A 26,528-nucleotide genomic window follows, 5' to 3' on the forward strand; every position below is an offset into this window, starting at 1 on the left:
TGTCACCTCGGGGGATCTGCTTCGGCTTGTTTAGGCGATTCCGCCTCAACAGTGATGGATAATCGCGTGGGCCACTGAAGCAATTCCAGAAAGCGTGTAACGGTTTTCCGGCCGGAACTGCTTGAGCAAGGTATCGAACCGGGCCGGCAATGCATAAAACGCCGAACCGCTCAACCTCTCAGGTCAGACGCCGAGCGACTTCAGCTTGCGGTGCAGCGCGGAACGCTCCATGCCGATGAACTCGGCCGTTTTCGAAATGTTGCCGCCGAACCGGTTAATCTGGGCGATCAGATAGTCCTTCTCAAATTGTTCGCGCGCCTCGCGCAGCGGCAGCGCCATGATGTGCTGGTCCGACTGGTTCGGCGTGCGGGGCATGACATCGCCGATTTCGGATGGCAACAGGTCGGCGGTGATCGGCGCATCGACATCCTCGCCGCGCGCCAGGATCATCAGCCGTTCGACATTGTTGCGCAATTGGCGAACATTGCCTGGCCAATTGTGCGCCTGCAGCACCGCCATGGCGTCATCGCCGATGCGGCGCGGCTTGATGCCGGCCTGACGGGCGATCTGCTTCATGAAATTGTCAACGAGATAAGGAATGTCCTCGCGCCGCTCGGCAAGTCCCGGCACCGTCACCGGTACCACCGCAAGGCGATGGTAAAGATCCTCGCGGAAACGGCCATCGGCGATCATCGCCTCCAGGTTCTGCGACGTCGAGGAGATGATGCGGACATCGACCTTGACCCGTTTGGTGCCGCCGACGCGCTCGAACTGCTGTTCGACCAGCACACGCAGGATCTTGTTCTGCGTCTCGCGCGGCATGTCGGCCACCTCATCGATGTAGAGGATGCCGCGATGGGCTTCCTCCAGGGCGCCGACCTTGCGCTCGACGCCGTTCGATTCGGTGCCGAACAGTTCGATCTCCATGCGTTCGGGCGTGATGTTGGCGGCGCTCAGCGTCACGAAAGGCGCGCTCTTGCGTGCCGACAGCGTGTGGATGGCGCGCGCGGCCAGCTCCTTGCCAGATCCGGAGGGCCCAATGATCATGACGCGGCTGTTGGTCGGCGCGACGCGCTCGATGGTCTGGCGCAACTGGCTCATCGCCGACGACATGCCGATCAGGTCGAAGGTCTCGCCGCTGCGCAGCTTGAGATCGGAAACCTCGCGCCTCAGCTTGGAGGTTTCCAGCGCACGCTCGGCAATCAGAATCAGCCTGTCCGCCTTGAAGGGCTTCTCGATGAAGTCATAGGCGCCGCGTCTGATGGCGGAGACCGCGGTCTCGATGTTGCCATGGCCCGAAATCATTACCACCGGCAGGTTGGGGTGCATGGTCTTGATCTCGTCCAGCAAAGCCAGGCCGTCCAGGCGCGAACCCTGCAACCAGATGTCGAGGAAAATCAGCCGCGGCGCTCGGTCGGCGATGGCCGCCAGCGCGGTGTCGGCATCGGATGCCGTGCGGGTTTCGTGACCTTCGTCGCTCAGTATGCCTGCGACGAGTTCACGGATGTCTTCCTCGTCATCGACGATCAGAATATCAGACGCCATTACCGACCTTTTCAGTTTCTCTTTCGTGTTCCGTCCTGCTTTCGCCGCGCGCTGGCGCCACGGCCGCAGGTGGCAGGATGATGCTGATCATCGCGCCGCGCCCGCCATGGAAATCCGCAGGCGCATCGTGGAGCTCCAGCCTGCCGCCATGGTCCTCCACGATCTTCTTGACGATGGCGAGACCAAGGCCCGTGCCCTTCTCACGCGTGGTCATGTAGGGCTCCAGCAGCCGCTGACGATTCTCCCGCGGCAGGCCTTTGCCATTGTCGATGACGTCGATGCGAATCGCGCCATTCTGACGTCCGGCTTGAATCCGGATTATGCCGTGCGAACCGTCCTTCTGTTCCAGCCCGTCGATCGCTTCGGCAGCGTTCTTGATCACGTTGCCGAAAGCCTGCGCCAACAGGCGGCTGTCGAAAGTACCCTTGAGCGGTTCGTTGCCGAATATGCGCTCGAACGTGATATCGGAACGGCTCACCTCGACCAGGAAGGAGGCCTCGCGCAGGGATTCACGCAGGTCTATGGACTTCATCTCGGGCTTCGGCATGCGCGCGAAAGCGGAGAATTCGTCGACCATGCGACCGATATCCTCGACCTGCCGGATGATCGTGTCGGTGCACTGGTCGAACACCTCGCGGTCCTCGGTGATGACCTTGCCGTAGCGGCGCTTGATGCGCTCGGCTGAAAGCTGGATCGGCGTCAGCGGGTTCTTGATCTCATGGGCGATGCGGCGCGCCACGTCGGCCCAGGCAGAGGAGCGCTGCGCCTGGACCAGATCGGTGATGTCGTCAACCGTCACGACGTAGGATTTCTCCTCAGTGCCGTTATCGCCGGCCTCGATGGTGATCTGCACGTTGAAAGTCCGCTCCGTGCCGGCGCGGAAAAACGTCACCTGCTCGCGATAGACGGGCTTGCCCGACTGGCGGCCGATCTCGAAGACGCGGCCGACATGCGGCAGAATGGCGGAAAGGTTCTGCCCGAGTGCCGCACTGGCCGAAATGGCCAGCATGGACTCGGCCGAGCGGTTCACGATAGTAACGATGCCATAGGGATCGACGCCGATGACGCCGGCGGTGACACCGGCCAGCACCGCTTCCGAAAAGCGCCGTCGCTCGTCGATCAGATCCTTGGCCGACAGGATCTCGTTGCGCTGCGATTTCAATTCCTGCAGCATCTTGTTGAAAGTATTGCCGAGCGAGGCAACGTCGCCGTCGGACGGGCGCACCGGCACGGCGACGTCGAGATTGCCGGTCGCGACCTCGTCGGCAGCGCCGATGAGCTGACGAATCGGCCGCACCAGCCGGTCGGCCACGGCAATGCCGGTCCAGATTGCCGACAGGATGATAATCAAAGTCAACGACAGATAAGGCAACGCGAAAGCCACCTGCGAAGTGCGCCTGTTGTCTTCGAGATTGCGATATTCGTCGGTGTTCGATCTGACGATCTGGCGCGCCTTTATCACCTCGGGATCGACCAGCCGGATCGTGTAGAGGTAGAGCCCCTCGATCTCACGCAGCTTGACGATGGCGCCCATGATGTTGCGCGTGCGCGGCTCGATCAGAACCGGCTTGCCGTCGGTGGCGCTGGCGACCGCTCCCTCCGGCGGTTCCGGCATGGCGAAGTCGGCATCGGTCTTGGCGCTCATCACGAAGGAGCCGTCGGGCTTGATCAGCGCGGCATGCGCCAGCGAGCGGCCCACCGCCTCCTTGCTCATCAGATCGAGGAAGCCAGTTCGGTCGAGGCCGTAAAGCGTGCGCGACGCGTCGAGGTCATAGGCCATCGACAGCGTCGTGCCCTGCAGGTTGCGCGCGTTTTCCTGCACATAGGCATCGGCGATGGAAAGCGACGAATTGACGATCGTCTTGGTGCGAATCTCGAACCAGCGGTCGAGGCCGATATCGAGCGTGATCGATGCGATGATGGCCACCATGATGGCGGGGATGGCGGCGACGAGCGCGAACATGGCCACGATGCGCACATGCAGCCGCGAGGCTGCCTTGCCATGCCGGCGCGCCATGACGATGCGATGCACCTCCCGGCCGATCAGTGCGATCAGCAACAGGACGAAGATGGCGTTGAGCGCGATCAGCGCCCAGGTTGTCCTGGCATCGGGCGCAATCGGCGTCGCGCCGACCAGGATCGCGAACGAAATGGCCGCCATGACCAGCGCACCGACGACCGCCACCACGCCGGGCAGCGCCAGCAGCCGGCGCCCGTCACGCGTGCCGGGGTCGTTGAAAAGCGGTTCGTTCGGTGTCGGAGCCTGCGAAGCCATGTCGCCGTCTAGAGCCAGTGATTGCGTCGGATCTATGCAACGCATTGTGGCGATTATGCAACAAGTGTGGCCTGGACGGAAATCTTTCGCGGACAGTCCCCCGGAAAAGCGCTTCGGCTCTATCCCGGCTCAGGCTTGGCGCGACGATTTGTAGACGTTGACGCCGAGTTCGCGAATCTTCTTGCGCAGCGTGTTGCGGTTGAGCCCCAGCAGTTCCGCGGCTTTGATCTGGTTGCCGCGCGTCGCGGTCATCGAGGCCAGCACCAGCGGATACTCGACCTCCGAGAGAATGCGCTGGTAGAGGCCGGCAGGCGGCAATTCGCCGGCAAACGAGGTGAAATAGCGCTGCAGGAAATGCTCGACCGCCTGGCCGATGGACAGGTCGTCGGGAATGAGGTTGCCGCCGCCCGGCACCACGGGACGCTCGCCGGTCTTGAGTTCCGCCTCGATGATCTCGGAGGAAATCTCGTCCTGTGAATAGAGCGCGGCGAGCCTGCGGACCAGGTTTTCCAGTTCGCGCACATTCCCCGGCCAGGGATAGCGCTTCATCAATTCGATGCCGCCCGACGAGATACGCTTGGTCTGGAGACCCTCCATCTCGCCGAGCTTGAAGAAGTGCCGGACGAGGTCCGGCACGTCCTCGGAGCGCTCGCGCAGTGCCGGCAGCCTGAGGGGCACGACATTGAGGCGATAGAAAAGATCCTCGCGGAAGAGCCCCTGGTTGATCAGCGTGCGCAAATCCTTGTTGGTGGCGGCGACGATGCGCACGTCGGTCTTGATCGGCGTGCGGCCGCCGACCGTCGTGTATTCGCCTTGCTGGAGGACGCGCAGCAGGCGCGTCTGCGCTTCCATCGGCATGTCGCCGATCTCGTCAAGGAACAGCGTACCACCTTCGGCCTGTTCGAAGCGGCCGGTTGAGCGGTTCTGCGCACCGGTGAAGGCGCCCTTCTCATGGCCGAACAGTTCCGATTCGATCAGGTCGCGCGGGATGGCCGCCATGTTGATGGCAACGAAAGGGCCGCCACGGCGGCGTCCATATTCGTGCAGCGCACGCGCCACCAGCTCCTTGCCGGTGCCCGATTCGCCCGAAATCATCACCGTCAGGTCGGTCTGCATCATGCGCGCCAGCATGCGGTAGATGTCCTGCATGGCGGCCGAGCGGCCGACCAGCGGCATCGTCTCGGGCTGCTCTTCCGGCCGCGCGTCGATCTTCGGCCGCCGCGGCTCCGACAGCGCCCGGTTGACGATGTTGAGAAGCTCGGTGAGGTCGAACGGCTTCGGCAGATATTCGTAGGCGCCGGTCTCGGAGGCACGAATCGCCGTCATGAAGGTATTCTGGGCGCTCATGACGATGACGGGCAGCTCCGGCCGAGCTTTCTTGATGCGCGGCAGCATGTCGAATGCGTTCTCGTCCGGCATCACCACGTCGGTGATGACGAGATCGCCCTCGCCCGCCGCCACCCAGCGCCACAGCGTCGAGGCATTGGAGGTCACGCGCACCTCATGGCCGACACGCGAAAGGGCCTGGTTGAGGACCGTACGGATCGCCGCATCGTCGTCGGCGACGAGAATATTGCCGCGAACGGTCATTTGCGGTCTCCTTCAGCGTCTTCATCGGTGCCGAGCGCCGTTTCCTTCCAGGCCGGCATCAGGATGCGGAACATTGTCGCGCGCGGCGTCGATTCGCATTCGATGATGCCGCCATGCTCGCCGACGATCTTGGCCACCAGCGCGAGGCCCAGTCCCGAGCCGTTCGGCTTGGTGGTGATGAAGGGATCGAACAGGATCGGCAGGATATCCTCCGAGACGCCGGAACCGTTGTCTCGCACGCAGAACTCGAGCGGCAGCGACACGCGATCCTGAGTGCCTGGAACCGAAACGCGAATGCCCGGCCGGAAGGCCGTCGACAGGACGATTTCACCTTGGGGGTCGCCGCCGATCGCCTCGGCGGCGTTCTTGACCAGGTTTAGGAACACCTGGATGAGTTGGTCGCGGTTGGCGAAGACCGGAGGCAATGAAGGATCATAGTCCTCCAATATCTTGATTTTTTTCGCAAAACCGTTCTTGGCGATCGCCTTCACATGGTCGAGCACGACATGGATGTTGACGGGATAGCGGTCGATCGGCCGCTCGTCGGAAAACACCTCCATGCGATCGACCAGCGACACGATGCGATCGGTCTCGTCGGTGATCAGCCGCGTCAGCGCGCGATCTTCGTCTGAAGCGGACAGTTCAAGCAGCTGGGCAGCGCCCCTGATGCCGGAGAGCGGGTTCTTGATCTCGTGAGCCAGCATCGCCGCCAGACCGGTCACCGAGCGCGCCGCGCCGCGATGCGTCATCTGCCGGTCGATCTTGTCGGCCATCGACCGTTCCTGGAACATCACCACGACGGAGCCTGGAAACTCCGGCACCGGGGCAACATAGAGATCGACCACCTTCTCGATGCCGAGACGCGGAGACGACACGTCGACCCGGTACTCGTTGACGGGGGCCCGGCGCTCGCGCACCTGGTCGACCAGCGTCAGCAGCGGGCTGCCGAAGGGAATGAGCTTTGACAGCGTGTTGCGGGCGAGCATCGTCGCGCTCGAGCGGAAGAAGTCCTCCGCATCGGCGTTGGCGAAGGTGATGAACCCCTCCGAACTGATCATGATGACCGGACGGCGGATGGTGTTGAGCACGATCTGGGCAGCATCCGCCATTTCCGGGCCCTGGCTGACGGAGGCGTTCATGCGGCGCTCCGCATGGGTGTTTGCTCGGCGGCGGAAAACACCTCGCGAAGCAAGGTAATCGTCCGCGCGGGGTCGAAAGACGTGAGAATGGCCTTGCGCTTTTCGTCGGCAACGGCGCCGGCATGGCGGTCCAGATACCAGCCGAGGTGCTTGCGCGCCTGGCGCAGGCCGCTCTCGACGCCGTAGAGCGCAAGCATGTCCTCGTAATGGGCAATGATGTAGTCGGTCAGTTCCGCAGCGCTTTCCGGTAGCCGGGCAAGCTCGCCTGCCGCCGCGGCCGCGATGGTTCCGGCGGTCCAGGGCGCGCCGTAGTGGGCGCGGCCCACCATCACCGCATCGGCGCCGGATTGCTCCAGAACAGCGGCTGCTTGCGCAGGCGAAGACACATCGCCATTGGCGACGACCGGGATCGACACGGCAGCCTTGACGCAGGCTATTGCGCGCCAATCAGCCTTGCCCTGATAGAACTGGCAGCGCGTGCGGCCGTGCACTGTCACCATCTTGACGCCCGCCTGCTCGGCACGGCGCGCCAGGTCAGGCGCGTTGAGCGCCGTTTCGTCCCAGCCGAGCCGCATCTTCAGCGTCACCGGCACACCGACCGCGCCGACCACGGCGTCGACCAGCGACAGTGCATGATCGAGATCTTGCATCAGTGCCGAGCCGGCATAGCCGCCGGTCACCTTCTTGGCGGGGCAACCCATATTGATGTCGATGACGTCGGCGCCCTCGCCGACGGCGATGCGTGCGCCTTCCGCCATGTGTGCCGCCTCGCGGCCGGCAAGCTGCACCATATGGACGGGCAGGCCCGAATGACGTATGCGCAGGTCGCATCCGGCCCTGCCTTTGGCGAGCTCGCCGCTTGCCACCATTTCGGATACGACCAGGCCGGCGCCATGCGCATGGGCGCGTTGGCGGAACGGCTCGTCGGTAATTCCCGACATCGGCGCGAGGAACACGCGATTGCGGATACTCACGCCGCCGACGTCGAGAGGTGCGGCCAATTTGATCAGGTCAGGCATGCACAAAAACCAAGCATGTTCATTTGCTGCACATTCTCTAGCCATATCGGCCGCAATGTGCAACGCGGAATGACGCCACATTACGGCGCAATTGGGAAATGCCGAGCTCGGCTGCAGTCCCGAGCAAAGCGCCGCGCCCTGCACGAACACGCAATGGACCTTTTAGGGCTTCCTGTTCGGCCTACAATCTCTCCGAAAACCGATTACACTTTTGGGGATCGTGCGCTAAGCCAATCGGCATGACTGACGCGAGCGAAAATCAGGCTTTGGAGGCGAACGGCAAGGTCGCGGTGGTTATTGTTGCGGCCGGCCGCGGCGCGCGTGCCGGACAGGCCGATGGCCCGAAGCAATATCAGCAGATCGGCGGTCGCGCCGTAATCGCCCACGTCATCGATATTTTCCTGGCGCATCCGCGTATCGGCCCGCTCGTCGTGGCAATACACGCCGAGGATCACGAACTTTTTCGACATGCCGTCGGCGCACACTCCAATCGCGTCACGGCAATTGCGGGTGGCCCCACCAGGCAAGACTCGGTTCGACTCGGACTGCAGGCGTTGAGAAGCCACGCACCGGACAAGGTTCTCATCCACGACGCGGCGCGCCCCTTCGTCGACGCGGACCTGATCGACCGCACGATCGCAGCCATCGGCGAGCGCGAGGGTGCGCTCCCGGCGCTGCCCGTCGCCGATACGCTGAAACGCGAATCCGCCGCCGGGATGGTCGCCGAAACGGTTTCCCGGAGCGGGCTTCACGCGGCGCAAACGCCGCAGGGTTTCCCATTCCTGGCGATTATGGCCATGCATGAGGAAGCCTATAACAGCGGCAAAACCGACTTTACCGACGACGCCGCGATCGCCGAGTGGATGCAGATGCCGGTCAAACTCGTTCCCGGCTCACCGGACAACGTCAAACTCACCTGGGCACGGGACATCGCCATGGCGGACCAACGACTTTCCAGCGAGCGCATGCGCTTTCCCGATATTAGAACCGGCAATGGCTACGACGTCCACGCGTTCGAGCCCGGCGACCACGTCACGCTATGCGGCATCGCCATTCCGCATGACAAGAAACTGTCCGGCCATTCCGATGCCGATGTCGGGCTCCATGCCCTTACCGATGCGCTGCTGGCGACCTGCGGCGCCGGCGACATCGGCACGCATTTCCCACCCTCCGACCCGCAGTGGAAGGGTACTGCCTCCCGGATATTCGTAGAACATGCGGCAAAGCTGGTGCGCGCGCGCGGCGGCCGCATCGCCAATGCCGACATCACGCTGATCTGCGAGGCACCACGCGTCGGCCCACATCGCGAGGCGATGACGGCTGCCCTGTCGCAGATGCTGGCCATCTCTGCCGACCGCATCTCCATCAAGGCGACAACCAACGAGAAGCTCGGTTTCGTCGGCCGCGAGGAAGGCATTGCGGCGATCGCCACGGCGAGCGTGGTGTTTCCCGGCGAGGTGCCGGAATGAGCAACAGCGAACTGGCAAATGCATTGCTGCAAGCCTGCCAGAAGCGCGGCATCATGCTTGCGACGGCGGAAAGCTGCACCGGCGGCATGATCATCGCCGCGCTGACCGATATCGCCGGCTCTTCCGCCGTGGTCGATCGCGGCTTCATCACCTATTCCAATGAAGCCAAGATGGACATGCTCGGGGTTTCCGCCGCCACGCTGGAGGCTCATGGCGCGGTTTCACGCGTGACAGCGATCGAAATGGCAACCGGCGCGCTGGCGCGCTCCCGTGCCGGGCTCAGCCTCGCCGTTACCGGCATTGCCGGACCGGGCGGCGGCTCGCCGGAAAAACCGGTCGGCCTGGTCTGGTTCGGGATTGGCCTAAGCGGCCGGCCGGTGACGGCCGAGCGCGTGCTGTTCGCCGATGAAGGCCGTGATTTCATTCGCCAGGAGACCGTCAGCCATGCACTCAAGCTGGGATTGCACGCGCTTGGGCATGCTCACGCCGGTCTTGCACCGTAGATGACATCAGCACGCTTTTCGAAGGCTTCGGAGAACATGCGGAAGGCACGGTCGAACATCGTGCCCATCAGGGCGCCCAGAATGCGGCTCTTGAACTCGTAGTCGATGAAGAAGCAGACCGCGCAGCCGCCGTCGGCAGGGTCGAATCGCCAGACATTGGTCAGATATTTGAACGGACCGTCGATGTACTTGACGTCGATCGCACGCTCGTCGGGCTTTAGCAGCACCTGCGTCGTGAAGGTCTCGCGGATCGCCTTGTAGCCGATGCTCATATCGGCGACGAGGATAGTGCGCCCGTCACGCTCCTTGCGCGAGCGCACCGTCAGTGCCTCGCAAAGCGGCAGGAATTGCGGATAGGCTTCGATGTCGGCGACCAAGGCGAACATCTGTTCCGGCGTGTGGGAAACGCGGCGGGTGGCTTCGAATTTCGGCATGAACCCGGCTCTAAAGCGCGTCGCGTCGACACAGACTCATGCGACGCGCTTTAGAGTCTTTGTTTTCGTGCATGTCGTTCTCCCAAAACCCGAGGTCACTTTTGGGCGACATGCATCAGAGCGATTTCTGGAGCTGCGCTTCGCGCGCGGCGCGCAGCCTGGCGAAGTCGTCGCCGGCATGGTGCGAGGAGCGGGTCAGCGGGCTCGACGCCACCAGCAGGAAGCCCTTGGTCTTCCCGATCGTCTCGAAGGACTTGAACTCCTCCGGGGTGACGAAGCGGATCACCGGGTGGTGCTTTTTCGATGGCTGCAGATACTGGCCTATGGTCATGAAATCGACATTGGCTGAACGCAGATCGTCCATCAGCTGCAGGATTTCGTTTCGCTCCTCGCCCAGCCCAACCATGATGCCGGACTTGGTAAAGATCGAAGGGTCGAGCTCCTTGACCCGCTGCAAAAGCCTGATCGAATGGAAATAGCGGGCGCCTGGCCGGACCGTCAAGTGGTTCGACGGCACCGTTTCGAGATTGTGGTTGAAGACATCGGGCTTTGCCGCAACCACGACCTCCAGTGCGCCGTCCTTGCGCAGGAAGTCGGGCGTCAGGATCTCGATCGTGGTTGAAGGCGTCGCCGCCCGGATCGCACGGATGACCTCGGCGAAATGCTGCGCGCCGCCATCGGCGAGATCGTCGCGGTCGACAGAGGTGATGACGACGTGGCTGAGGCCCATCTGCTTGACCGCGTGGGCGACCCGTGCCGGCTCCTCCGGGTCGAGCGCGGTCGGGATGCCGGTGGCGACGTTGCAGAAGGCGCAGGCACGTGTGCAGATCTCGCCCATGATCATGAAGGTGGCGTGCTTCTTGTCCCAGCACTCGCCGATGTTCGGGCAGCCGGCCTCCTCGCAGACCGTCACCAGCTTGTGCGATTTCACGATCTCGCGGGTTTCGGCATAGCCTTTCGACACAGGCGCCTTGACGCGGATCCAGTCAGGCTTGCGCAGCACGTCCTGGTCGGGCTTGTGCGCCTTCTCCGGATGCCGCAGCCGCGGCGCATTGGCGATCGTGTCGAGGACGGTGACCATCGGAACCCTGGTTTTCTTTGCGATCGCCGCCGGCGATCGTCACTTACACGTCATCTAGGACTTTTCAGCACAAAGAAAAAGGCTGCGGCGGTACATGCCGCCACAACCGTTTTCGCATGGCGGAAACGATACCGACTAACGGCGCACCAGACGTCCGGCCCAGATCAGCAGGCAGGCGCCGATGAAACCGGTGATCAGGTAGGCGGTCCAACCGACGCCAAACACGCCGATGTTCAAGGCACGCAAGATCGCGTTCAGCACCACTGCGCCGGCAATGCCCAAGATGATGTTCATCAAGACGCCGGTATTGCTCTTCATGACCATTTCGGCAAACCAGCCCGCCAGGCCGCCGATGATGATGGCTGCGATCCAGCCCACGCCATTCACGTCCATATGCCTTCTCCTTGCTTGAGAAAAAACGCATCCGGAACCGAACTAACTTGCCGTCGAGCTCCTGCGGCTTTCGCATCTGAGTCTCGTGCGGCCAATCTATCATGCGTTCAGCGCACGGCCATAGGCGTCGAGTACGCTTTCCTTCATCATCTCCGACAGCGTCGGGTGCGGGAAGATCGTGTGCATCAGTTCTTCCTCGGTCGTCTCGAGGTTCATCGCAACGACAAAACCCTGGATCAGTTCGGTCACTTCGGCGCCCACCATGTGGGCGCCAAGCAGTTGGCCGGTGTTCTTGTCGAAGATGGTCTTGATGAAGCCCTGGTCCTCGCCGAGCGCGATGGCCTTGCCATTGGCGGCGAACTGGAAGCGGCCGACCCTGACGTCCTTGCACTCGGCCTTGGCTTTCGCTTCCGTCAGGCCGACCGAAGCGACCTGCGGATTGCAATAGGTGCAGCCAGGGATCTTCAGCTTGTCGGTGGCGTGCACGCCGGGGAAATTGGCGATCTTCTCGACGCAGACGACGCCTTCATGCTCGGCCTTGTGGGCGAGCATCGGCGGGCCGGCGACATCGCCGATGGCGTAGATGCCGGACACATTGGTCTTACCGTAGCCGTCGACGACGACGCAGCCGCGCTCCGTCTTCACGCCAAGCGTCTCCAGGCCGAGGCCCTCGATATTGCCTTGCACGCCGACGGCCGAGATCATGCGATCGGCCGTGATCTTCTCCACCTTGCCGTCCTTCATCTCGACATGCGCGGTGATCGAATTGGCGCCTTTCTCGACCTTGGTTACCTTGGCTTCGAGAATGATTTTCATGCCCTGCTTCTCGAACTGCTTCTGGGCGAATTTCGACACCTCGGCGTCCTCGACCGGCATCACGGCCGGCAGCAGTTCGACGACGGTCACGTCGGCGCCCATGGTGCGGTAGAACGAGGCGAATTCGATGCCGATGGCGCCCGAACCCATCACCAGCAGCGACTTCGGCATTTCCTTGGGCACCATGGCCTCGAAATAGGTCCAGATCAGCTTGCCGTCCGGCTCGATGCCCGGCAGCGCCCGCGGCCGGGCGCCGGTCGCCAGTATGATGTGCTTGGCGGTGTAGGTGCCCTCGCCCTTGACGCCTTTCGGCACAGGCGGCTGCGGCTCCATCGGCTTCTTGGCCGTCTTGGAGACGACGATCTCGCCCGGTTTTGTCAGCTTGGCCTCGCCCCAGATGACGTCGACCTTGTTCTTCTTCATCAGGAAGGCGACGCCGCCATTGAGCCGCAGCGAAACCTTGCGCGAGCGGTCGACGACGGCCGACGTGTCGACGCTGACCTTGCCGTCGAGCTTCAGTCCATAGTCCTTCAGATGATCCGAATAATGCATGATCTCGGCCGAACGCAGCAACGCCTTGGTCGGAATGCAGCCCCAGTTCAGGCAAATGCCGCCGAGATGCTCGCGCTCGACGATCGCCGTCTTGAAACCGAGCTGCGCGGAACGCACTGCCGTGACATAGCCGCCGGGACCGGAGCCGATGATGATGACGTCGTAGTTCTCAGCCACGGTTTTCTCCTTCAATCACAATTCCAGCATGACGCGCACGAGCGGCGTCAACGCCTCGCCGATGTTTCGCGTATTTTCGGCATCGAGATGGACGCCGTCGAGCGGCGTGGTCTTGGCCACAGTGCCGGCATCGAAGAAGCCGCAGCCAGCCTCATCGGCGAGCGCGGAATATTGCGGCGCAAGCTCTTTGGACGCATCGTCGCCGCCGGCAAACATCGCCTTGAACTCGGCATCTTCGGTGCGACTGACGAGAGGCGGCGAGACGATGAGGATCTGCGGCGGCGGCCAGTCGAACGGATAGTCGTGGCCGCGCACGATGTCGATCAGGCGCTGGATGCCTTGTTTGGCCGCAACGGGATTGCCGTGGATCCAGGGCTTCATGTCGTTGGCGCCGAGCATGATGACGATGACGTCGATCGGCGCATGCGTGGTCAGCACCGTCGGCAGCGTTCTTGCGCCATTGCGGTCGGCGCCTGCCAGGTGATCGTCGAACGCCGTTGTGCGGCCATTCAGCCCCTCGGCAATGACATGCACGCCGTCACCTAGTCCGGTCTGCAGCACGCTTGGCCAGCGATCCTCGAGCGCATGACGGCCACCCTCGGCATTGTAGCCCCAGGTCAGTGAGTCGCCGTAGCAAAGAACCGTCTTCATCTTGCTCAACCCGCCCTTGCGAGGGAGTATTCTTCCTCGGCGTTGGTGACGACGGCGAATTCCTGCGCCTCCAAGCCGCCGGCGAAGAGGCCGGTGAAGAATTTCCGCACCGCCTTGTTCTTCCTACACCAGCATGCCCATCGGGTTCTCGATCAGCTTCTTGAAGGCGACCAGCAGTTCGGCACCGAGTGCTCCGTCCACGGCGCGATGGTCGGTCGACAGCGTCACCGACATCACCGTGGCGATTTTGATCTCGCCGTTCTTGACCACCGCCCGCTCCTCGCCGGCACCCACCGCCAGGATCGTCGCATGCGGCGGGTTGATGACGGCGGCGAAATCCTTGATGCCGAACATGCCAAGGTTCGACACCGCCGTGGTGCCGCCTTGATATTCCTCCGGCTTCAGCTTGCGACTGCGCGCGCGGCTGGCCAGGTCCTTCATCTCGTTGGAGATCACCGACAGCGTCTTTTCGTCCGCCTTGCGGATAATCGGCGTGATCAGGCCGCCGGGGATCGAGACGGCGACGCCGACATCGGCATGCCTGTGCTTGACCATGGCGCTTTCGGTCCACGAGGCATTGGCATCCGGCACCGCCTTCAAGGCCATGGCCATCGCCTTGATCACCATGTCGTTGACCGACAGCTTGTAGGCGGGCGCCTCGCCCTTGTCGGTCTTCTTTACCGGTGCGGCCGCATTGAGCTGCGTGCGCAGCGAAAGCAGCGCATCGAGCTCGCAGTCGAGCGTCAGGTAGAAATGCGGGATGGTGGTCTTGGCCTCGACCAGCCGCCGCGCGATGGTCTTGCGCATGTTGTCGTGCGGGACGAGTTCATAGGAGCCTTCCTCGAACAGCTTCAGCACCTGATCGTCCGACATCGCCTTTACCGGCGCGGGAGCAGCGGCCGGCGCGCCAGCCGGAGCTTTGGCAGCGGGTGCCGCCTTGGCGCCGCCGCCGGCTATGGCGGCATCGACATCGGCCCTCACCACCCGGCCATGCGGGCCGGTGCCGGTCACGGCAGACACATCGACGCCCGCCTCTTTGGCAATACGGCGCGCGAGCGGCGAAGCAAAGGTGCGCCCTTCACCCTCCCCCTTGTGGGGAGGGTCGGCGGGCCTTCCGGCCGGGGTGGGGGTCGCGGCGGTGGGTTCACCCGCGGCGCGACCTCCCCCATCGGACGGAGAGGTGGGAGTCTCGGTCTTCGATGTCTCAGCCTTGGGAGGCTCCGCTTTCGCCGGTGCGGCATCGCCACCGCTTTTCGCGGCGGCACTTGCGTCCTCACCCTCGGCGGCAAGCACGGCGATCAGCGCATTGACCTTGACACCTTCGGTGCCGGCGGGAACGACCAGTTTCGCCACCGTGCCCTCATCGACGGCTTCGACTTCCATCGTCGCCTTGTCGGTCTCGATCTCGGCAATGACATCGCCGGGCGAAACCTTGTCGCCCTCCTTCACGAGCCACTTCGACAGATTGCCCTCTTCCATGGTGGGCGAGAGGGCCGGCATGGTGATGTTGATTGGCATTGTGTCCTCCCGCCCGGTTCAGCGATATGAGACGGCTTTGACGGCCTCGATGACTTCGCCGACATTCGGCAAAGCCAGCTTTTCGAGATTGGCCGCATAGGGCATCGGCACGTCCTTGCCGGCGATGGTGATGACCGGCGCGTCGAGGAAATCGAAGGCTCGCTGCGACACCTGGTTGGCGATATGGTCGCCAACCGAGTTCTGCGGGAAGCCTTCTTCCACCACGACCAGCCGGTTGGTCTTCTTCACCGAGGCGATGATGGTGTCGAAGTCGAGCGGACGGATGGTCCTGAGATCGATAATCTCCGCGTCGATGCCCATGCCGCGCAGTTCCGCTTCGGCCTTGACCGCATAGGTCATGCCAATGCCGAAGGAGACGATGGTGACGTCCTTGCCTGATTTGTGGATGCGCGCCTTGCCGATCGGCAGCACGAAGTCGTCCAGCTTCGGCACGTCGAAGGACTGGCCGTAGAGGATTTCGTTTTCGAGGAAGATGACCGGGTTCGGATCGCGGATCGCCGCCTTGAGCAGTCCCTTGGCGTCGGCGGCGGTATAAGGCATCACCACCTTCAGGCCTGGTATGTGGCTGTACCAGGCGGCGTAGCACTGAGAATGCTGGGCGGCGACGCGAGCCGCCGCGCCGTTCGGCCCGCGGAAGACGATCGGCGCGCCCATCTGTCCGCCGGACATGTAGAGCGTCTTGGCGGCCGAGTTGACGATCTGGTCGATCGCCTGCATGGCGAAGTTGAAGGTCATGAATTCGACGATCGGCTTCAGCCCAGCCATCGCCGCACCGACCCCGACGCCGGCAAAGCCGTGCTCGGTGATCGGCGTGTCGACGACGCGACGCGGTCCGAACTCCTGCAGCAGGCCTTGGGTGATCTTGTAGGCGCCCTGGTACTCGGCAACTTCCTCGCCCATGACGAAGACATCGCCGTCGCGGCGCATTTCCTCCGCCATCGCATCGCGCAGCGCTTCGCGCACCGTGGTCGAGACCATCTCGGTCCCGGCGGGTATGTCAGGATCGGCGGCGACTTCCGTCTTCGGCGCGGCCGCCACAGGCGCCGCTGCCTCGCTCTTGGCCGCAGCGGGTGCCGGTGTCGGCGCCTTTGCCTCAGTCTTGGCGGGCTCTTCACCGATGCCTTCGCCGGCCTTGTCGACGTCTTCGCCATCGACAGCCAGCACGGCGATCACCGCGTTGACCTTGACGCCTTCGGTGCCTGCGGGAACCACGATCTTGGCAAGCGTGCCCTCATCGACAGCTTCGACTTCCATCGTCGCCTTGTCGGTTTCGATCTCGGCGATGACGTCGCCGGCGACGACCTTGTCGCCCTCGTTCTTCAACCACTTGGAAAGATTGCCCTCTTCCATGGTCGGCGAAAGGGCGGGCATGAGAATTTCGATCGGCATGTCCTTGCCCTCCCGTTACAATACGATGTCGGTCCAGAGCTCGGACGGATCCGGCTCGGCGTCGTGCTGGGCAAACTCGGCGGCATCGGCGACGACGTCGCGAACCTCCTTGTCGATGGTCTTCAATTCGTCCTCGCTTGCCCACTTCTTCTGGATCAGCCGCGCTTTGACCTGCTCGATCGGGTCATGCTCGGAGCGCATCTTCTGCACTTCTTCCTTGGAGCGGTATTTCGCCGGGTCGGACATCGAATGGCCCCGATAGCGGTAGGTCTGCATTTCGAGGATCAGCGGCCCATTGCCGGCACGGCACCATTCGGTGGCGAGATCGCCGGCGGCCTTGACAGCACGCACGTCCATGCCGTCGACCTGGATGCCGGGAATCTTGAACGAGGCGCCGCGATTCGAGAAGTCGGTCTCCGCCGAGGAGCGCGATACCGAGGTGCCCATGGCATAGCGGTTGTTCTCGATGATGTAGATCACCGGCAGCTTCCACAGCGAAGCCATGTTGAAGCTTTCGTAGACCTGGCCCTGGTTGGCGGCCCCGTCGCCGAAATAGGTCAGCGTGACATTGTTGTTGCTGCGATAGCGGTTGGCAAAGGCCAGGCCCGTGCCGAGCGACACCTGGGCGCCGACGATGCCGTGGCCACCGTAGAAATGCTTCTCCTTGGAGAACATGTGCATGGAGCCGCCCTTGCCCTTCGACAGGCCGCCTCGGCGGCCGGTCAGTTCGGCCATGACGCCACGCGGCGACAGTTCCATCGCCAACATATGACCGTGGTCGCGGTAGGCCGTGATCATCTGGTCACCGTCGATCAGCGCCATCTTCATACCGGTGACGACCGCTTCCTGGCCGATGTAGAGATGGCAGAAGCCGCCGATGAAGCCCATCCCGTAAAGCTGGCCGGCCTTTTCCTCGAAACGGCGAATAAGCAGCATGTGCCGGTAGGCGGCAAGCTCCTCGTCCTTGGTGAATTCCACTGGTTTGGGCGCGGAAAGGCCCGATTTGCCGTCGGATTTCGATTTGGCAGGCGCTTTCCTGGCTGCGGTTGCCATGCATCACTCCCTGTTGGCGTCTCTTCGCGGACATTTCGAGCAAGATGAAATCTGCTCGAGCAAGATGAAATCTGCTCAGGGGAGATCAGCTCTCCCCACTGATTTTGGGGAGGCTAACACGTGAGAACGTGTTCCGCCATGTCGAAATTGCATAGCTGGCATGCGACTAAGCAATTAGAATCATTGAAAATATTGGTGATTAACCTGATATTGGTTACTTTGCCGAGACCGGCAACATGATGGTGATTTCGTCGGCCTGGGACAAATTCAGCGCCTTACGCGCCTGCTCGTCGAGCATGTCCTTCTCCAGCGTGCCGTCGTGCATCAGCTTGACGCGCCGTTCCAGCTCCATCCTGCGCGCCTTGATCGCATCGAGCTGGGCCTGCAGGGCAACAGTCTCGGCCTCCAGCTGGTATTTCGAATTGATGCCGAACTCGCCGTGATAGGCATGAAAGCCGAAATAGGCCAGGAACACCGCGCAGAGCGAGGGGATAATCAGCCGGCCGGTGTTTCTCTGTTTGTGCTGACGCGTCCACATCGTCCGTTCCCTCGCAGTCGCGAACTCGGGCGACCACGGTCTTTTTCGCTCCATTGTGCTTAACGGACGGTTACGGATGACGCGTCCACAGGCGCTCCAACGAAAAAGGGCGGGAATTCCCGCCCCTCACCGCCATCCCTGTGTCAGATGCTCCGGCTCAGCCCTTCAACATCGACTTGCCGGCGTAGCGCGCCTGCTTGCCGAGTTCTTCCTCGATGCGGATGAGCTGGTTGTATTTGGCCATGCGGTCGGAACGCGACAGCGATCCGGTCTTGATCTGCCCGCAATTGGTGGCGACGGCGAGGTCGGCGATGGTCGAATCCTCGGTCTCGCCCGAGCGATGCGACATGACGGCGGTGTAGCCGGCCTTGTGCGCGGTCTCGACGGCATCGAGCGTCTCGGTCAGCGATCCGATCTGGTTGACCTTGACCAGGATCGAATTGGCGACCCCCATGCGGATGCCATCGCGCAGGCGCGCCGTGTTGGTGACGAAGAGATCATCGCCGACGAGCTGCGTCTTCTTGCCGATCAGGTCGGTCAGATATTTCCAGCCTTCCCAGTCATCCTCGGCAAGGCCGTCCTCGATCGAAATGATCGGATAATCGGCGGCGAGCTTGGCCAGGTATTTCGCCTGCGCCTTCGGATCGCGTGTCTTCTTCTCGCCTTCATAGACGTAGTTGCCGTCCTTGAAGAATTCCGTCGCAGCGCAATCGAGGCCGAGCGCAATCTCCTCGCCCGGCTTGAAGCCGGCCCGCTCGATCGACTCCATGATGAAATCGAGCGCCACCGGCGCGCTCTTCAGGTTCGGGGCAAAGCCGCCTTCGTCGCCGACATTGGTGTTGTGGCCGGCGTCCTTCAGCTTCTTCCTCAGCGTGTGGAAGACCTCAGAACCCCAGCGCACGCCTTCGCGCAGCGTTGGCGCACCGACCGGCAGGATCATGAATTCCTGGAAATCGATCGGGTTGTCGGCATGGGCGCCGCCATTGATGATGTTCATCATGGGTACCGGCAGCAGATGCGCCTTGGTGCCGCCGACATAACGATAGAGCGGCAGGCCGGCGGCTTCGGCCGCGGCCTTGGCCACCGCCAGCGACACACCGAGAATAGCGTTGGCGCCGAGCCGGCTCTTGTTGGGCGTGCCGTCGAGTTCGATCATGGTCTGGTCGATGTGGATCTGGTTTTCGGCTTCCATGCCGCCGATTGCCTCGAACAGTTCGCCGTTGACCGCCTCGACGGCCCGCAGCACGCCCTTGCCGAGATAGCGGGCGCCGCCGTCGCGCAGTTCGACGGCTTCATGCGCGCCGGTGGAAGCTCCAGACGGCACGGCCGCCCGGCCCATCGAACCGTCTTCGAGCACGACATCGACCTCGACGGTCGGATTTCCACGGCTGTCCAGGATTTCACGCCCGACAATGTCGATGATGGCGGTCATTGCGATGTCCCCGATTGATCTGACGAAACGTCGCGCCCGTCTTAGCCAAAGCGGCGCAAAAGGCAATCGGGCCACCGCCAATTATTGCCGCCGGCGCGATTCACGAAGCGCAAATTCCTGTCATCATAAGTCATGCGCCATAGGATGGCCGCCGGTCTATGATGGCGGCTGCGCGGGGCGAAACAGGAGGAGTTTCGCCATGTCCGAGTTAAGCGGTATCGTGAGTTTGTTCCTGATCGCGGCGGCGTTCCTGACGTCCTGCGACAACCAGCAGCCTCCACAGGGCGCGGTGCAACTGTCGACCCTCCGCAGCGCGGAGTAAGCACGGCAGGCGATCATGTAAAAGGCCCCCGCTGGTTTGCGGGGGCCTTTTCACGTCAGGCTGGCCGGTCAATGCCAGTAAGGCTCGACCTTGTAGTAATTGTAGGAGGCGTCACGTGCGGCCTCGCCATCGGCGCCCGTCAGCTCGTTGATCGAATAGGCGGGAGCGGCTTTCAGCTGGTCCTTCGAGAATGGCACGACATAGCCGCCCCTATCCTCATCGTAATCCAAACTCGCCCACGGGATGGCGTGATATTTTTCACCCATGCCGAGAAAGCCGCCAAAACCGATCACAGCGAACATGATGCCGTTGGACAGCTTGTCGAGCATGACGTCCTCGATGCTGCCGATCTTCGTGCCTTCGGTGTTATAGACGGATGTGCCGATGACCCGCGAAGCAGCGATAGCCTCTGTGTGTCCTGCCTGGGTTGTCATGATGTGCTCCTCATTGTCGTTGCTCTGGACTTTCACAATGAGGGGCGAGATCGAAGGTTCCCGACTTTTCCGCCGGTCTGTTCGACTTTTTCCACCTGTATAAAGGTGACTTCTCACTGACGTGGCAGGCCGATATATGCCCTCCGCGGCGACGACCTTCAGCTGCGCCGGGTCAGCGGGCCTTCGCTACCCGATCGAACGCCATCAACCTTTCCAGAAGTGCCGGCATGTCCTTCAGCGGCACCATGTTCGGTCCGTCGGACGAGGTCGAATTATCCGGATCCTGGTGGGTCTCGATGAAGACGCCGGCAACGCCGACAGCGACAGCCGCGCGGGCCAAGGTCTCGACAAAGCGGCGTTCGCCGCCGGAGGAACCACCCTGCCCGCCCGGCTGCTGGACCGAATGGGTGGCGTCGAAAATCACAGGCGCGCCGATGTCGGCCATAATGGGCAGGGCCCGCATGTCCGAGACAAGCGTGTTGTAGCCGAACGAGGCGCCGCGCTCGGTGGTCAAGACATTGGGGTTGCCGGAGCCGGTGATCTTGGCCACCACGTTCTTCATGTCCCAGGGCGCGAGGAACTGTCCCTTCTTGACGTTGATCACCTTGCCCGTCCTTGCGGCGGCAACCAGCATGTCGGTCTGGCGCGACAGGAAGGCCGGGATCTGCAGCACGTCGACATGCGGCGCAACGATGGCGCACTGTTCCTCGGTGTGGACGTCGGTCAGTACCGGCAAGGAGAATTCCTTGCGCAACTCGTCGAAGACCGGGAGCGCCGCTTCCATGCCGGCACCGCGTGTAGCCGACAGGGAGGTGCGGTTGGCCTTGTCGTAGCTGGTCTTGTAGACGAGGCCGATGCCCAACCTGCCTGTCAATTCCTTCAGCGCGCCGGCCATGTCGAAGGCATGCTGGCGTGATTCGAACTGGCAGGGGCCGGCAATCAGCGACAGCGGTGCTGCGTTGTCGAAGACGACATTGCCGACGGTTACCGATGAATTGGGCGCCAAGGCGTTGCTCATTGTATCTCCCGAAAGATGAAGGCCGCGCCCTGCCCGGATGTCGGCTGCACGACGATATCACTGCCCGACATATCGTATCTGATGGAATTGGCTGCAAGCAGACCTGCCGCCACAGCGGCACGCCGAACCGAAAAGACGACTGCCGCGAAGCGGAGTTGCGTCGGCTTACCGGCGGGCACGCCAAAGCGTGCCGTGAAAGAGGCCGGGTCGAGTACAGCCAAGATAGCGTTAGGTAGACGAAAAATGGAGGCGCGCGCGTCAGCCGTCGGATCGTTTACTGCCACGGAAATCAGCCGGCGCTGCTCGGCGGGCTCGTCGCTGATCGCCACGATCTCGACAATTCCCGTGGCACCGTTGGCATGAGCCTGCAGCGCTGTGCGGTCCACTTCCGGCGCGTTGACGCGCTGGCAGGCGAACAGGAACGCATCGGTTGAACCCCCGGTCGACGCGAAGGCCAGTTTGAATGACGCCATGTCGCTTTTGCCGGCAGCGTCGGTGAACGCCCGCGAAAAGCCCAGCATGTCCCCGCCCGACAGGCTCGCATCGACAAAGCGTGCATGGTCCGCATCGGCGTCGTCCGTGGTCAGGACCACGGCGGAAAAACCTTCATTGCCATTGCGGTCACGATAGAGCCGGTCGCGCGCGACGAAGACATTGCCCTGGCCGGCGGCCTTCATCGCGGCCTGATCATCGCCTACAGCCAGCGGTTCCAGATAGGTGCCGTCCGCGAGGAAGACGCAGCAATTTTCCGTGCCGAATGGATGGATGCCTGTCGGCGCGACGATGAAGCCGAGGGCCGTTAGCCGCGCCCGCGCCACATCCAGGCTCGAGGTCGGCAGCACGAGGTGATCGAGCGGATGAGTGCCTGTGGGTGGTGTTTGGATCATGCCAGCGCGGTGTGCATCATTGCGCAAAAGGGTTCAAGGGCGCCCGAATCAGCTTCCGGCCACCACATCGGCGGAATAACGCAGTTCGCGCAATGGCTTGACCCTGCTGGTGGTCTGCGCATAGAGCGGATGCGCCTTGTAGGCGGCCAATGCGGCGGCATCCGTGAATTCGGCATAGACGACCACGTCGATCTCATCCGACAGCGGATCGACCTTGGTGTTCAGCGTCACCTCGAACAGGCTGGAATGGGGAATGCCGCCGAGCGCCAGCAGCCCAGAGCGCACTGCCTCCACATCCTCGCCACGCCGCGCGCTGAAGAAAACGATATGCCGGATCAACCCCGCCTCCTCGATCAAAAATCCGGGGTCTTTTGTGACGACGAAACCGTCAGGTCAACCGTTCAGGGTGCCGCGCGTCCTTGCGACGCGCCCGGGATGCATGAGACCTGAACGGGACTAGACCTTGCCGGTGACGTAACGCACCACGTGAGAGACATTCCTCACCGTCATATCGAGGTACCGGCCCTGGTTGTAGAGACCGTCCCAGATCAGGAAAAACGCAACGGCGGCGATGACGATGACATAACGCATGGCTAATCTATCGCATAAGCCCGGCTGTGCTCATAGACGTTCCGCCAGGCAAAGATGGGATCCGTGTCGACCCTCGTACGGTATGTGAGCTCTCGGCACCTGGAACTGCCAAATCAATGCCGGCGCGCCTTCGATCTCGTCGCCGGCGACTGGCCGGACATGATCCAGAAATGGCCCGCGTCCCAATTGCGAATGGCGGTCAGAGAAGGATGCGGTATTTCGCAAATCCTGCCTCGCCGGCGCCCGCCGGCTCGATTTTCAATGACTTCACTTCGGCGATGAGGTCCTTCGCCTTGGGCCCTGTCTCGAACACGACGCTGGTTCCGGGCAGTGGCGCGAACGACCAGTTGCCGTCCGCCGACGGGTTGATGGTGCCCTGCTTGACGATGTAGCGAACGATGACGTCGCGGTTGGTGTCTGGCGCTTCGTAGATAATTTTGGAAGCGTCGATGTCAGGAAAATTGCCGCCGCCTCCGGCCCGGTAGTTGTTCGTTGCAACGACAAATTTCTGATTGGGATCAATCGGTTTGCCGTCGAACATCAGGCCGACGATGCGATTGGCACTAGCATTGGCCAGCCCACCCTTGGGATCGTATTTCGGCGGCTGCGACAGATCTATTCTGTAGGTGACGCCGTCGATAACGTCGAAATTGTAGGACGGAAAGTCGGTGTTGATGAGCGCCTGGTCGGCCTTGCCAGGTTCGATCCGGTTGAAGATGCCGGCCGACATTTCCAGCCATTCCTTGACCTGCGCTCCGGTGATCTCAACGGCCCGCACGGTGTTGGGATAAAGGTAGAGGTCGGCGACGTTCTTGATGGCGATGTCGCCTGCCGGCACATCGGTGTAGTAGTCGGCGCCGTTGCGCCCGCCGGCCTTGAAGGGGGCTGCCGCCGACAGCAGCGGCACGTCCTTCCATTGTGTGTTTTTCAGGATGTCCTGGAGGTACCAGGTCTGCGCCTGGCTGACGACCTGAACCGACGGATCGTCGGCGACCAGCGCGAAATAGGAATAGAGCGGCGCTGCGGTCTTGCCGACGGGACGACGCACATAGGCGAGCGTTGCCTGGTGGTCCTGCTCAAGCGCGGCGATGATGCGGTTGTCGTCCGCGACAGTCGGCTTGTTCTCGTTGTCGACACGTTCGAAGATCGGCCGCGCTTCCGAGGTGGCGGAAACGATCTTCCATTTCGATCCGTCGCGCTCCAGCATCAGGTCGATCAGGCCCATATGCGAGCCCCAGAAGCCGCCCATGACGGCCGGCTTGCCCTGCAGCGTACCCTTTTGCGCATCGACGCCTTCGAGCGCCTGAAAATCCTTCTTGCCGGGGAACACCAGATGCTGGTGACCCGTGAACACCGCGTCGATGCCTTCAACGCCGGCGACAAAGAACGATGCGTTCTCCATCATATCGCCCTGCTTGATGTCGATGCCAGAATGCGAGAGCGCGATGATAATGTCGGCGCCCTCTTCCTTCATCTGCGGCACCCAGGCCTTGGCAGCCTCGACAATGTCGCGCGTTCTGACATTACCTTCGAGGTTCTTGAGATCCCAGACCATGATCTGCGGCGGCACGAAGCCGATGATGCCAATCCTGATCGGTTGCTCGGTGCGTGAACCGTCCCTGATCTTCTTGTCGAGGATGACGTAGGGCTTGAGGTAGAGCTTGTCGTCGCGCGGGTTCGCGGCAAGCTCGGTGCCGCGGATCAGGTTGGCGCAGACGAAGGGGAAATTGGCGCCGGCCAGAACCTTGTCCATGAAGGACAGGCCGTAGTTGAATTCGTGGTTGCCCAACGTCGAGCACTCGTAGCCGAGCAGGTTCATGCCTTTCATGATCGGATGCAGGTCACCGTCCTTCATGCCCTTTTCATAGGCGATGTAGTCGCCCATCGGATTGCCCTGCAGCAGGTCGCCATTGTCGATCAGCATCGAATTAACGGCTTGCTTGCGCACCGCGTCGATCAGGGAGGCCGTGCGCGACAGTCCCATCGTGTCATTCGCTTTGTCGGCGTAATAGTCATAGGGCAGCACATTCACATGGATGTCGGTGGTCTCCATGATCCGGAGATGCGCCTGGTTGGCCTGGGCGCGGGCGGAGAAAGGGTGAAGCGCAATCAGCGCGCCTGTGGCGGCGGCGCCCGCGAGGAGACCGCGGCGGGAGACGGAATGGACCGGCGACATGTTTTCTCCTTTTCGACGACACGAAAGACCCTGGCCGAAAGCGAACTTCGCGCTGAAACCTATTCGAGTCCATTTCAAGAAGTTGCGCGCATCGGAGTTGTCAGTCGATCAGCAACAGATGACGCGCGGATGAACGGGCGCAAGCGCGGAAGATCAGCCCTTGTCGTCGTCGCCCTGCGTGATCAGGCGGGCGCTGCGTTGGCCCGTGACGTAGATCCATAGCCAGCTCAGCGACACCGCGAGCCGGTTGCGGAAGCCGATCAGGAAATAGATGTGCGCCAGTCCCCACAGCCACCAGGCCGGCCAGCCGGTCAGCCTGATCCAGCCGAAATCGATCGCCGCGGCGCGCTTGCCGATCGTGGCCAGGTCCCCGGCATGCTTGTAGTGGAACGGCCTTACGCTCGTATCGCCGGCAAGCCTGGCCTTGATGGTCGCGGCAACATGGCGGCCCTCCTGCTTGGCGGAAGGCGCCACGCCGGGAACGGGCCGTCCATCGGGCCGCAGCACGAGAGCGGCGTCGCCGATGACGAAAATCTCGGGGCTGCCCGGCACGGTGAGATCGGGTTCAACCAGCACCCTTCCCGCCCGGTCGGCGGCGGCGCCCAGCCATTCGGCTGCCGGCGAAGCGGCAACGCCCGCCGCCCACAATATGGTCCTCGCCGGCAGATGCGTGTCGCCGAAGACGACGCCCTCGGCGTCGCAGCGCGTGACCGCCCGGCCGAGTTCGATCGTCACGCCGAGCCGCTTCAACGCCTTTCCGGCATAATCGGACAGTTTCGGTGCGAAATTGGCCAATATGCGGTCGCCAGCCTCGATCAGCACCACACGCGTCTCGCGCGTGTCGATGTTGCGGAATTCGCCGCGCAGTGTGTCGTGCGCCAGTTCGGCAATGGTGCCGGCAAGTTCGACACCGGTCGGACCGCCGCCGACGATCGCGATCGTCAGCAGCGCCTGGCGCCTGGCAGGATCGGTTTCCCGTTCGGCCTGCTCGAAGGCGAGCAGAATACGCCGTCGGATGGTGGTGGCGTCCTCCAGCGTCTTCAACCCTGGCGCGAACGGCTCCCATTCGTCGTGGCCGAAATAGGCATGTCGGGCGCCGGTGGCGAGCACCAGCGTGTCGTAGGCGACGGTGCTGCCGTCATCGAGCAGCACGCGCTTTCCGGCTCGGTCGATGCCGGTGACATTGGCGAGCAGCGTCGTCACGTCCTTGCGCTTGCGCAGCAGGTGGCGGATCGGCCAGGCGACCTCCGAGGTCGCCAGCGCCGTCGTTGCGACCTGGTAGAGCAGCGGCTGGAAAAGATGGTGATTGCGTTTGTCGATCATGGTGATGCGCACGGGCGCACCGGCGAGAGCGCGGGTGAATTCGAGGCCGCCGAACCCCGCCCCTACGACGACGACATGGTGATTGGCTTGATCCATCGCATTCACCCTGACCAGCAATATCGCATGCCTTTGATGTAGGAGCTTTTGTGCAATGCAACAACACGAAGGCCGTGCCCGAGACT

Annotated in this window: 25 protein-coding genes; 3 read left to right on the forward strand and 22 right to left on the reverse strand. The window is 62.6% G+C overall.

The window, feature by feature from the left end; translation table 11 throughout:
- Positions 1 to 183: 183 nt before the first annotated feature.
- From LB547_RS03805 to dusB, 5 genes are all read right to left on the reverse strand, one after another.
- Positions 184 to 1,545, reverse strand: a complete 1,362-nt coding sequence (locus LB547_RS03805) for a sigma-54-dependent transcriptional regulator (protein WP_140557244.1) — start codon at positions 1,543 to 1,545, stop codon at positions 184 to 186.
- Positions 1,535 to 3,820 carry a sensor histidine kinase NtrY-like gene (locus tag LB547_RS03810; RefSeq protein ID WP_181169983.1) on the reverse strand — a complete coding sequence of 762 codons (2,286 nt, stop codon included), beginning with the start codon at positions 3,818 to 3,820 and terminating at the stop codon, positions 1,535 to 1,537. The genes LB547_RS03805 and LB547_RS03810 overlap by 11 nt, the downstream gene beginning before the upstream one ends.
- A gap of 129 nt (positions 3,821 to 3,949) precedes the next feature.
- Positions 3,950 to 5,410 carry a nitrogen regulation protein NR(I) gene (gene ntrC, locus LB547_RS03815; RefSeq protein ID WP_140498568.1) on the reverse strand — a complete coding sequence of 487 codons (1,461 nt, stop codon included), beginning with the start codon at positions 5,408 to 5,410 and terminating at the stop codon, positions 3,950 to 3,952.
- Entirely contained in the window at positions 5,407 to 6,549 is a 1,143-nt protein-coding gene (locus LB547_RS03820) for a two-component system sensor histidine kinase NtrB (protein ID WP_140525173.1), read from the reverse strand. Before LB547_RS03820 ends, ntrC begins: the two co-directional genes overlap by 4 nt.
- Positions 6,546 to 7,568, reverse strand: coding sequence for a tRNA dihydrouridine synthase DusB (gene dusB / locus LB547_RS03825; protein ID WP_140761974.1), 1,023 nt, complete (start codon positions 7,566 to 7,568; stop codon positions 6,546 to 6,548). The genes LB547_RS03820 and dusB overlap by 4 nt, the downstream gene beginning before the upstream one ends.
- Before the next feature lie 239 nt (positions 7,569 to 7,807).
- On the opposite strand from dusB, the gene LB547_RS03830 reads away from it, so the two are divergent.
- Together LB547_RS03830 and LB547_RS03835 are read left to right on the forward strand one after the other, a co-directional pair.
- Positions 7,808 to 9,037 (forward strand): bifunctional 2-C-methyl-D-erythritol 4-phosphate cytidylyltransferase/2-C-methyl-D-erythritol 2,4-cyclodiphosphate synthase, encoded by a 1,230-nt coding sequence (locus tag LB547_RS03830; protein ID WP_140557250.1) that lies wholly within the window; start codon positions 7,808 to 7,810, stop codon positions 9,035 to 9,037.
- A complete protein-coding gene (locus tag LB547_RS03835) occupies positions 9,034 to 9,540 on the forward strand; it encodes a CinA family protein (RefSeq protein WP_140557251.1) in 507 nt (168 codons plus the stop codon). The genes LB547_RS03830 and LB547_RS03835 overlap by 4 nt, the downstream gene beginning before the upstream one ends.
- On the opposite strand, the gene LB547_RS03840 is transcribed toward LB547_RS03835, so the two are convergent.
- From LB547_RS03840 to eno, 10 genes are all read right to left on the reverse strand, one after another.
- A complete protein-coding gene (locus LB547_RS03840) occupies positions 9,519 to 9,974 on the reverse strand; it encodes a type II toxin-antitoxin system RatA family toxin (protein ID WP_140515423.1) in 456 nt (151 codons plus the stop codon). The two genes, LB547_RS03835 and LB547_RS03840, sit on opposite strands and share 22 nt — an antisense overlap.
- A 115-nt stretch (positions 9,975 to 10,089) precedes the next feature.
- Positions 10,090 to 11,055, reverse strand: coding sequence for a lipoyl synthase (lipA, locus tag LB547_RS03845; RefSeq protein WP_140761971.1), 966 nt, complete (start codon positions 11,053 to 11,055; stop codon positions 10,090 to 10,092).
- Between the two features lie 135 nt (positions 11,056 to 11,190).
- Positions 11,191 to 11,448: a GlsB/YeaQ/YmgE family stress response membrane protein gene (locus LB547_RS03850; protein ID WP_140498561.1), complete on the reverse strand. Its 258-nt coding sequence runs from the start codon at positions 11,446 to 11,448 to the stop codon at positions 11,191 to 11,193.
- A 99-nt stretch (positions 11,449 to 11,547) separates the two neighbouring features.
- The gene (gene lpdA / locus LB547_RS03855; protein WP_140761968.1) at positions 11,548 to 12,993 is read right to left on the reverse strand and encodes a dihydrolipoyl dehydrogenase; all 1,446 of its coding nucleotides are present in this window, start codon (positions 12,991 to 12,993) and stop codon (positions 11,548 to 11,550) included.
- A 15-nt stretch (positions 12,994 to 13,008) separates the two neighbouring features.
- Complete coding sequence (locus LB547_RS03860; RefSeq protein WP_140515426.1) at positions 13,009 to 13,644, reverse strand: SGNH/GDSL hydrolase family protein; 636 nt, start codon at positions 13,642 to 13,644, stop codon at positions 13,009 to 13,011.
- A 123-nt stretch (positions 13,645 to 13,767) separates the two neighbouring features.
- Positions 13,768 to 15,162 (reverse strand): pyruvate dehydrogenase complex dihydrolipoamide acetyltransferase, encoded by a 1,395-nt coding sequence (locus LB547_RS03865; RefSeq protein ID WP_140761964.1) that lies wholly within the window; start codon positions 15,160 to 15,162, stop codon positions 13,768 to 13,770.
- Positions 15,163 to 15,180: 18 nt separating this feature from the next.
- On the reverse strand, positions 15,181 to 16,572 hold the full coding sequence (locus tag LB547_RS03870; RefSeq protein WP_140515428.1) for a pyruvate dehydrogenase complex E1 component subunit beta: 1,392 nt from the start codon (positions 16,570 to 16,572) through the stop codon (positions 15,181 to 15,183).
- A 15-nt stretch (positions 16,573 to 16,587) separates the two neighbouring features.
- Complete coding sequence (gene pdhA, locus LB547_RS03875; RefSeq protein ID WP_140501346.1) at positions 16,588 to 17,625, reverse strand: pyruvate dehydrogenase (acetyl-transferring) E1 component subunit alpha; 1,038 nt, start codon at positions 17,623 to 17,625, stop codon at positions 16,588 to 16,590.
- A 214-nt stretch (positions 17,626 to 17,839) separates the two neighbouring features.
- Complete coding sequence (locus tag LB547_RS03880; RefSeq protein ID WP_140501344.1) at positions 17,840 to 18,163, reverse strand: FtsB family cell division protein; 324 nt, start codon at positions 18,161 to 18,163, stop codon at positions 17,840 to 17,842.
- 157 nt (positions 18,164 to 18,320) lie between these two features.
- Complete coding sequence (eno, locus tag LB547_RS03885; RefSeq protein ID WP_140761961.1) at positions 18,321 to 19,595, reverse strand: phosphopyruvate hydratase; 1,275 nt, start codon at positions 19,593 to 19,595, stop codon at positions 18,321 to 18,323.
- Positions 19,596 to 19,794: 199 nt separating this feature from the next.
- Here eno and LB547_RS32275 point away from each other — a divergent pair, with 199 nt between their 5' ends.
- Positions 19,795 to 19,917 carry a hypothetical protein gene (locus LB547_RS32275; protein WP_263483006.1) on the forward strand — a complete coding sequence of 41 codons (123 nt, stop codon included), beginning with the start codon at positions 19,795 to 19,797 and terminating at the stop codon, positions 19,915 to 19,917.
- A gap of 68 nt (positions 19,918 to 19,985) precedes the next feature.
- On the opposite strand, the gene LB547_RS03890 is transcribed toward LB547_RS32275, so the two are convergent.
- The 7 genes from LB547_RS03890 to LB547_RS03915 all read right to left on the reverse strand — a co-directional run bounded on the left by LB547_RS03890 (position 19,986) and on the right by LB547_RS03915 (position 26,442).
- Entirely contained in the window at positions 19,986 to 20,351 is a 366-nt protein-coding gene (locus LB547_RS03890; protein WP_140501340.1) for a PRC-barrel domain-containing protein, read from the reverse strand.
- 172 nt (positions 20,352 to 20,523) lie between these two features.
- Positions 20,524 to 21,369, reverse strand: a complete 846-nt coding sequence (gene kdsA / locus LB547_RS03895) for a 3-deoxy-8-phosphooctulonate synthase (protein WP_140525506.1) — start codon at positions 21,367 to 21,369, stop codon at positions 20,524 to 20,526.
- Positions 21,366 to 22,256, reverse strand: coding sequence for a VOC family protein (locus LB547_RS03900; RefSeq protein ID WP_140501350.1), 891 nt, complete (start codon positions 22,254 to 22,256; stop codon positions 21,366 to 21,368). The genes kdsA and LB547_RS03900 overlap by 4 nt, the downstream gene beginning before the upstream one ends.
- A 48-nt stretch (positions 22,257 to 22,304) precedes the next feature.
- Complete coding sequence (locus LB547_RS03905; protein ID WP_140501335.1) at positions 22,305 to 22,595, reverse strand: Dabb family protein; 291 nt, start codon at positions 22,593 to 22,595, stop codon at positions 22,305 to 22,307.
- 117 nt (positions 22,596 to 22,712) lie between these two features.
- Positions 22,713 to 22,847 carry a hypothetical protein gene (locus LB547_RS32280; RefSeq protein WP_263483007.1) on the reverse strand — a complete coding sequence of 45 codons (135 nt, stop codon included), beginning with the start codon at positions 22,845 to 22,847 and terminating at the stop codon, positions 22,713 to 22,715.
- A 199-nt stretch (positions 22,848 to 23,046) separates the two neighbouring features.
- Positions 23,047 to 25,023, reverse strand: coding sequence for a bifunctional 2',3'-cyclic-nucleotide 2'-phosphodiesterase/3'-nucleotidase (locus LB547_RS03910; protein WP_140761957.1), 1,977 nt, complete (start codon positions 25,021 to 25,023; stop codon positions 23,047 to 23,049).
- A 153-nt stretch (positions 25,024 to 25,176) separates the two neighbouring features.
- The gene (locus tag LB547_RS03915) at positions 25,177 to 26,442 is read right to left on the reverse strand and encodes an NAD(P)/FAD-dependent oxidoreductase (RefSeq protein WP_140525508.1); all 1,266 of its coding nucleotides are present in this window, start codon (positions 26,440 to 26,442) and stop codon (positions 25,177 to 25,179) included.
- Between the last annotated feature and the right edge of the window lie 86 nt (positions 26,443 to 26,528).

This window comes from Mesorhizobium sp. B264B1B, assembly GCF_020165765.1.
Classification (GTDB): Bacteria; Pseudomonadota; Alphaproteobacteria; order Rhizobiales; family Rhizobiaceae; genus Mesorhizobium.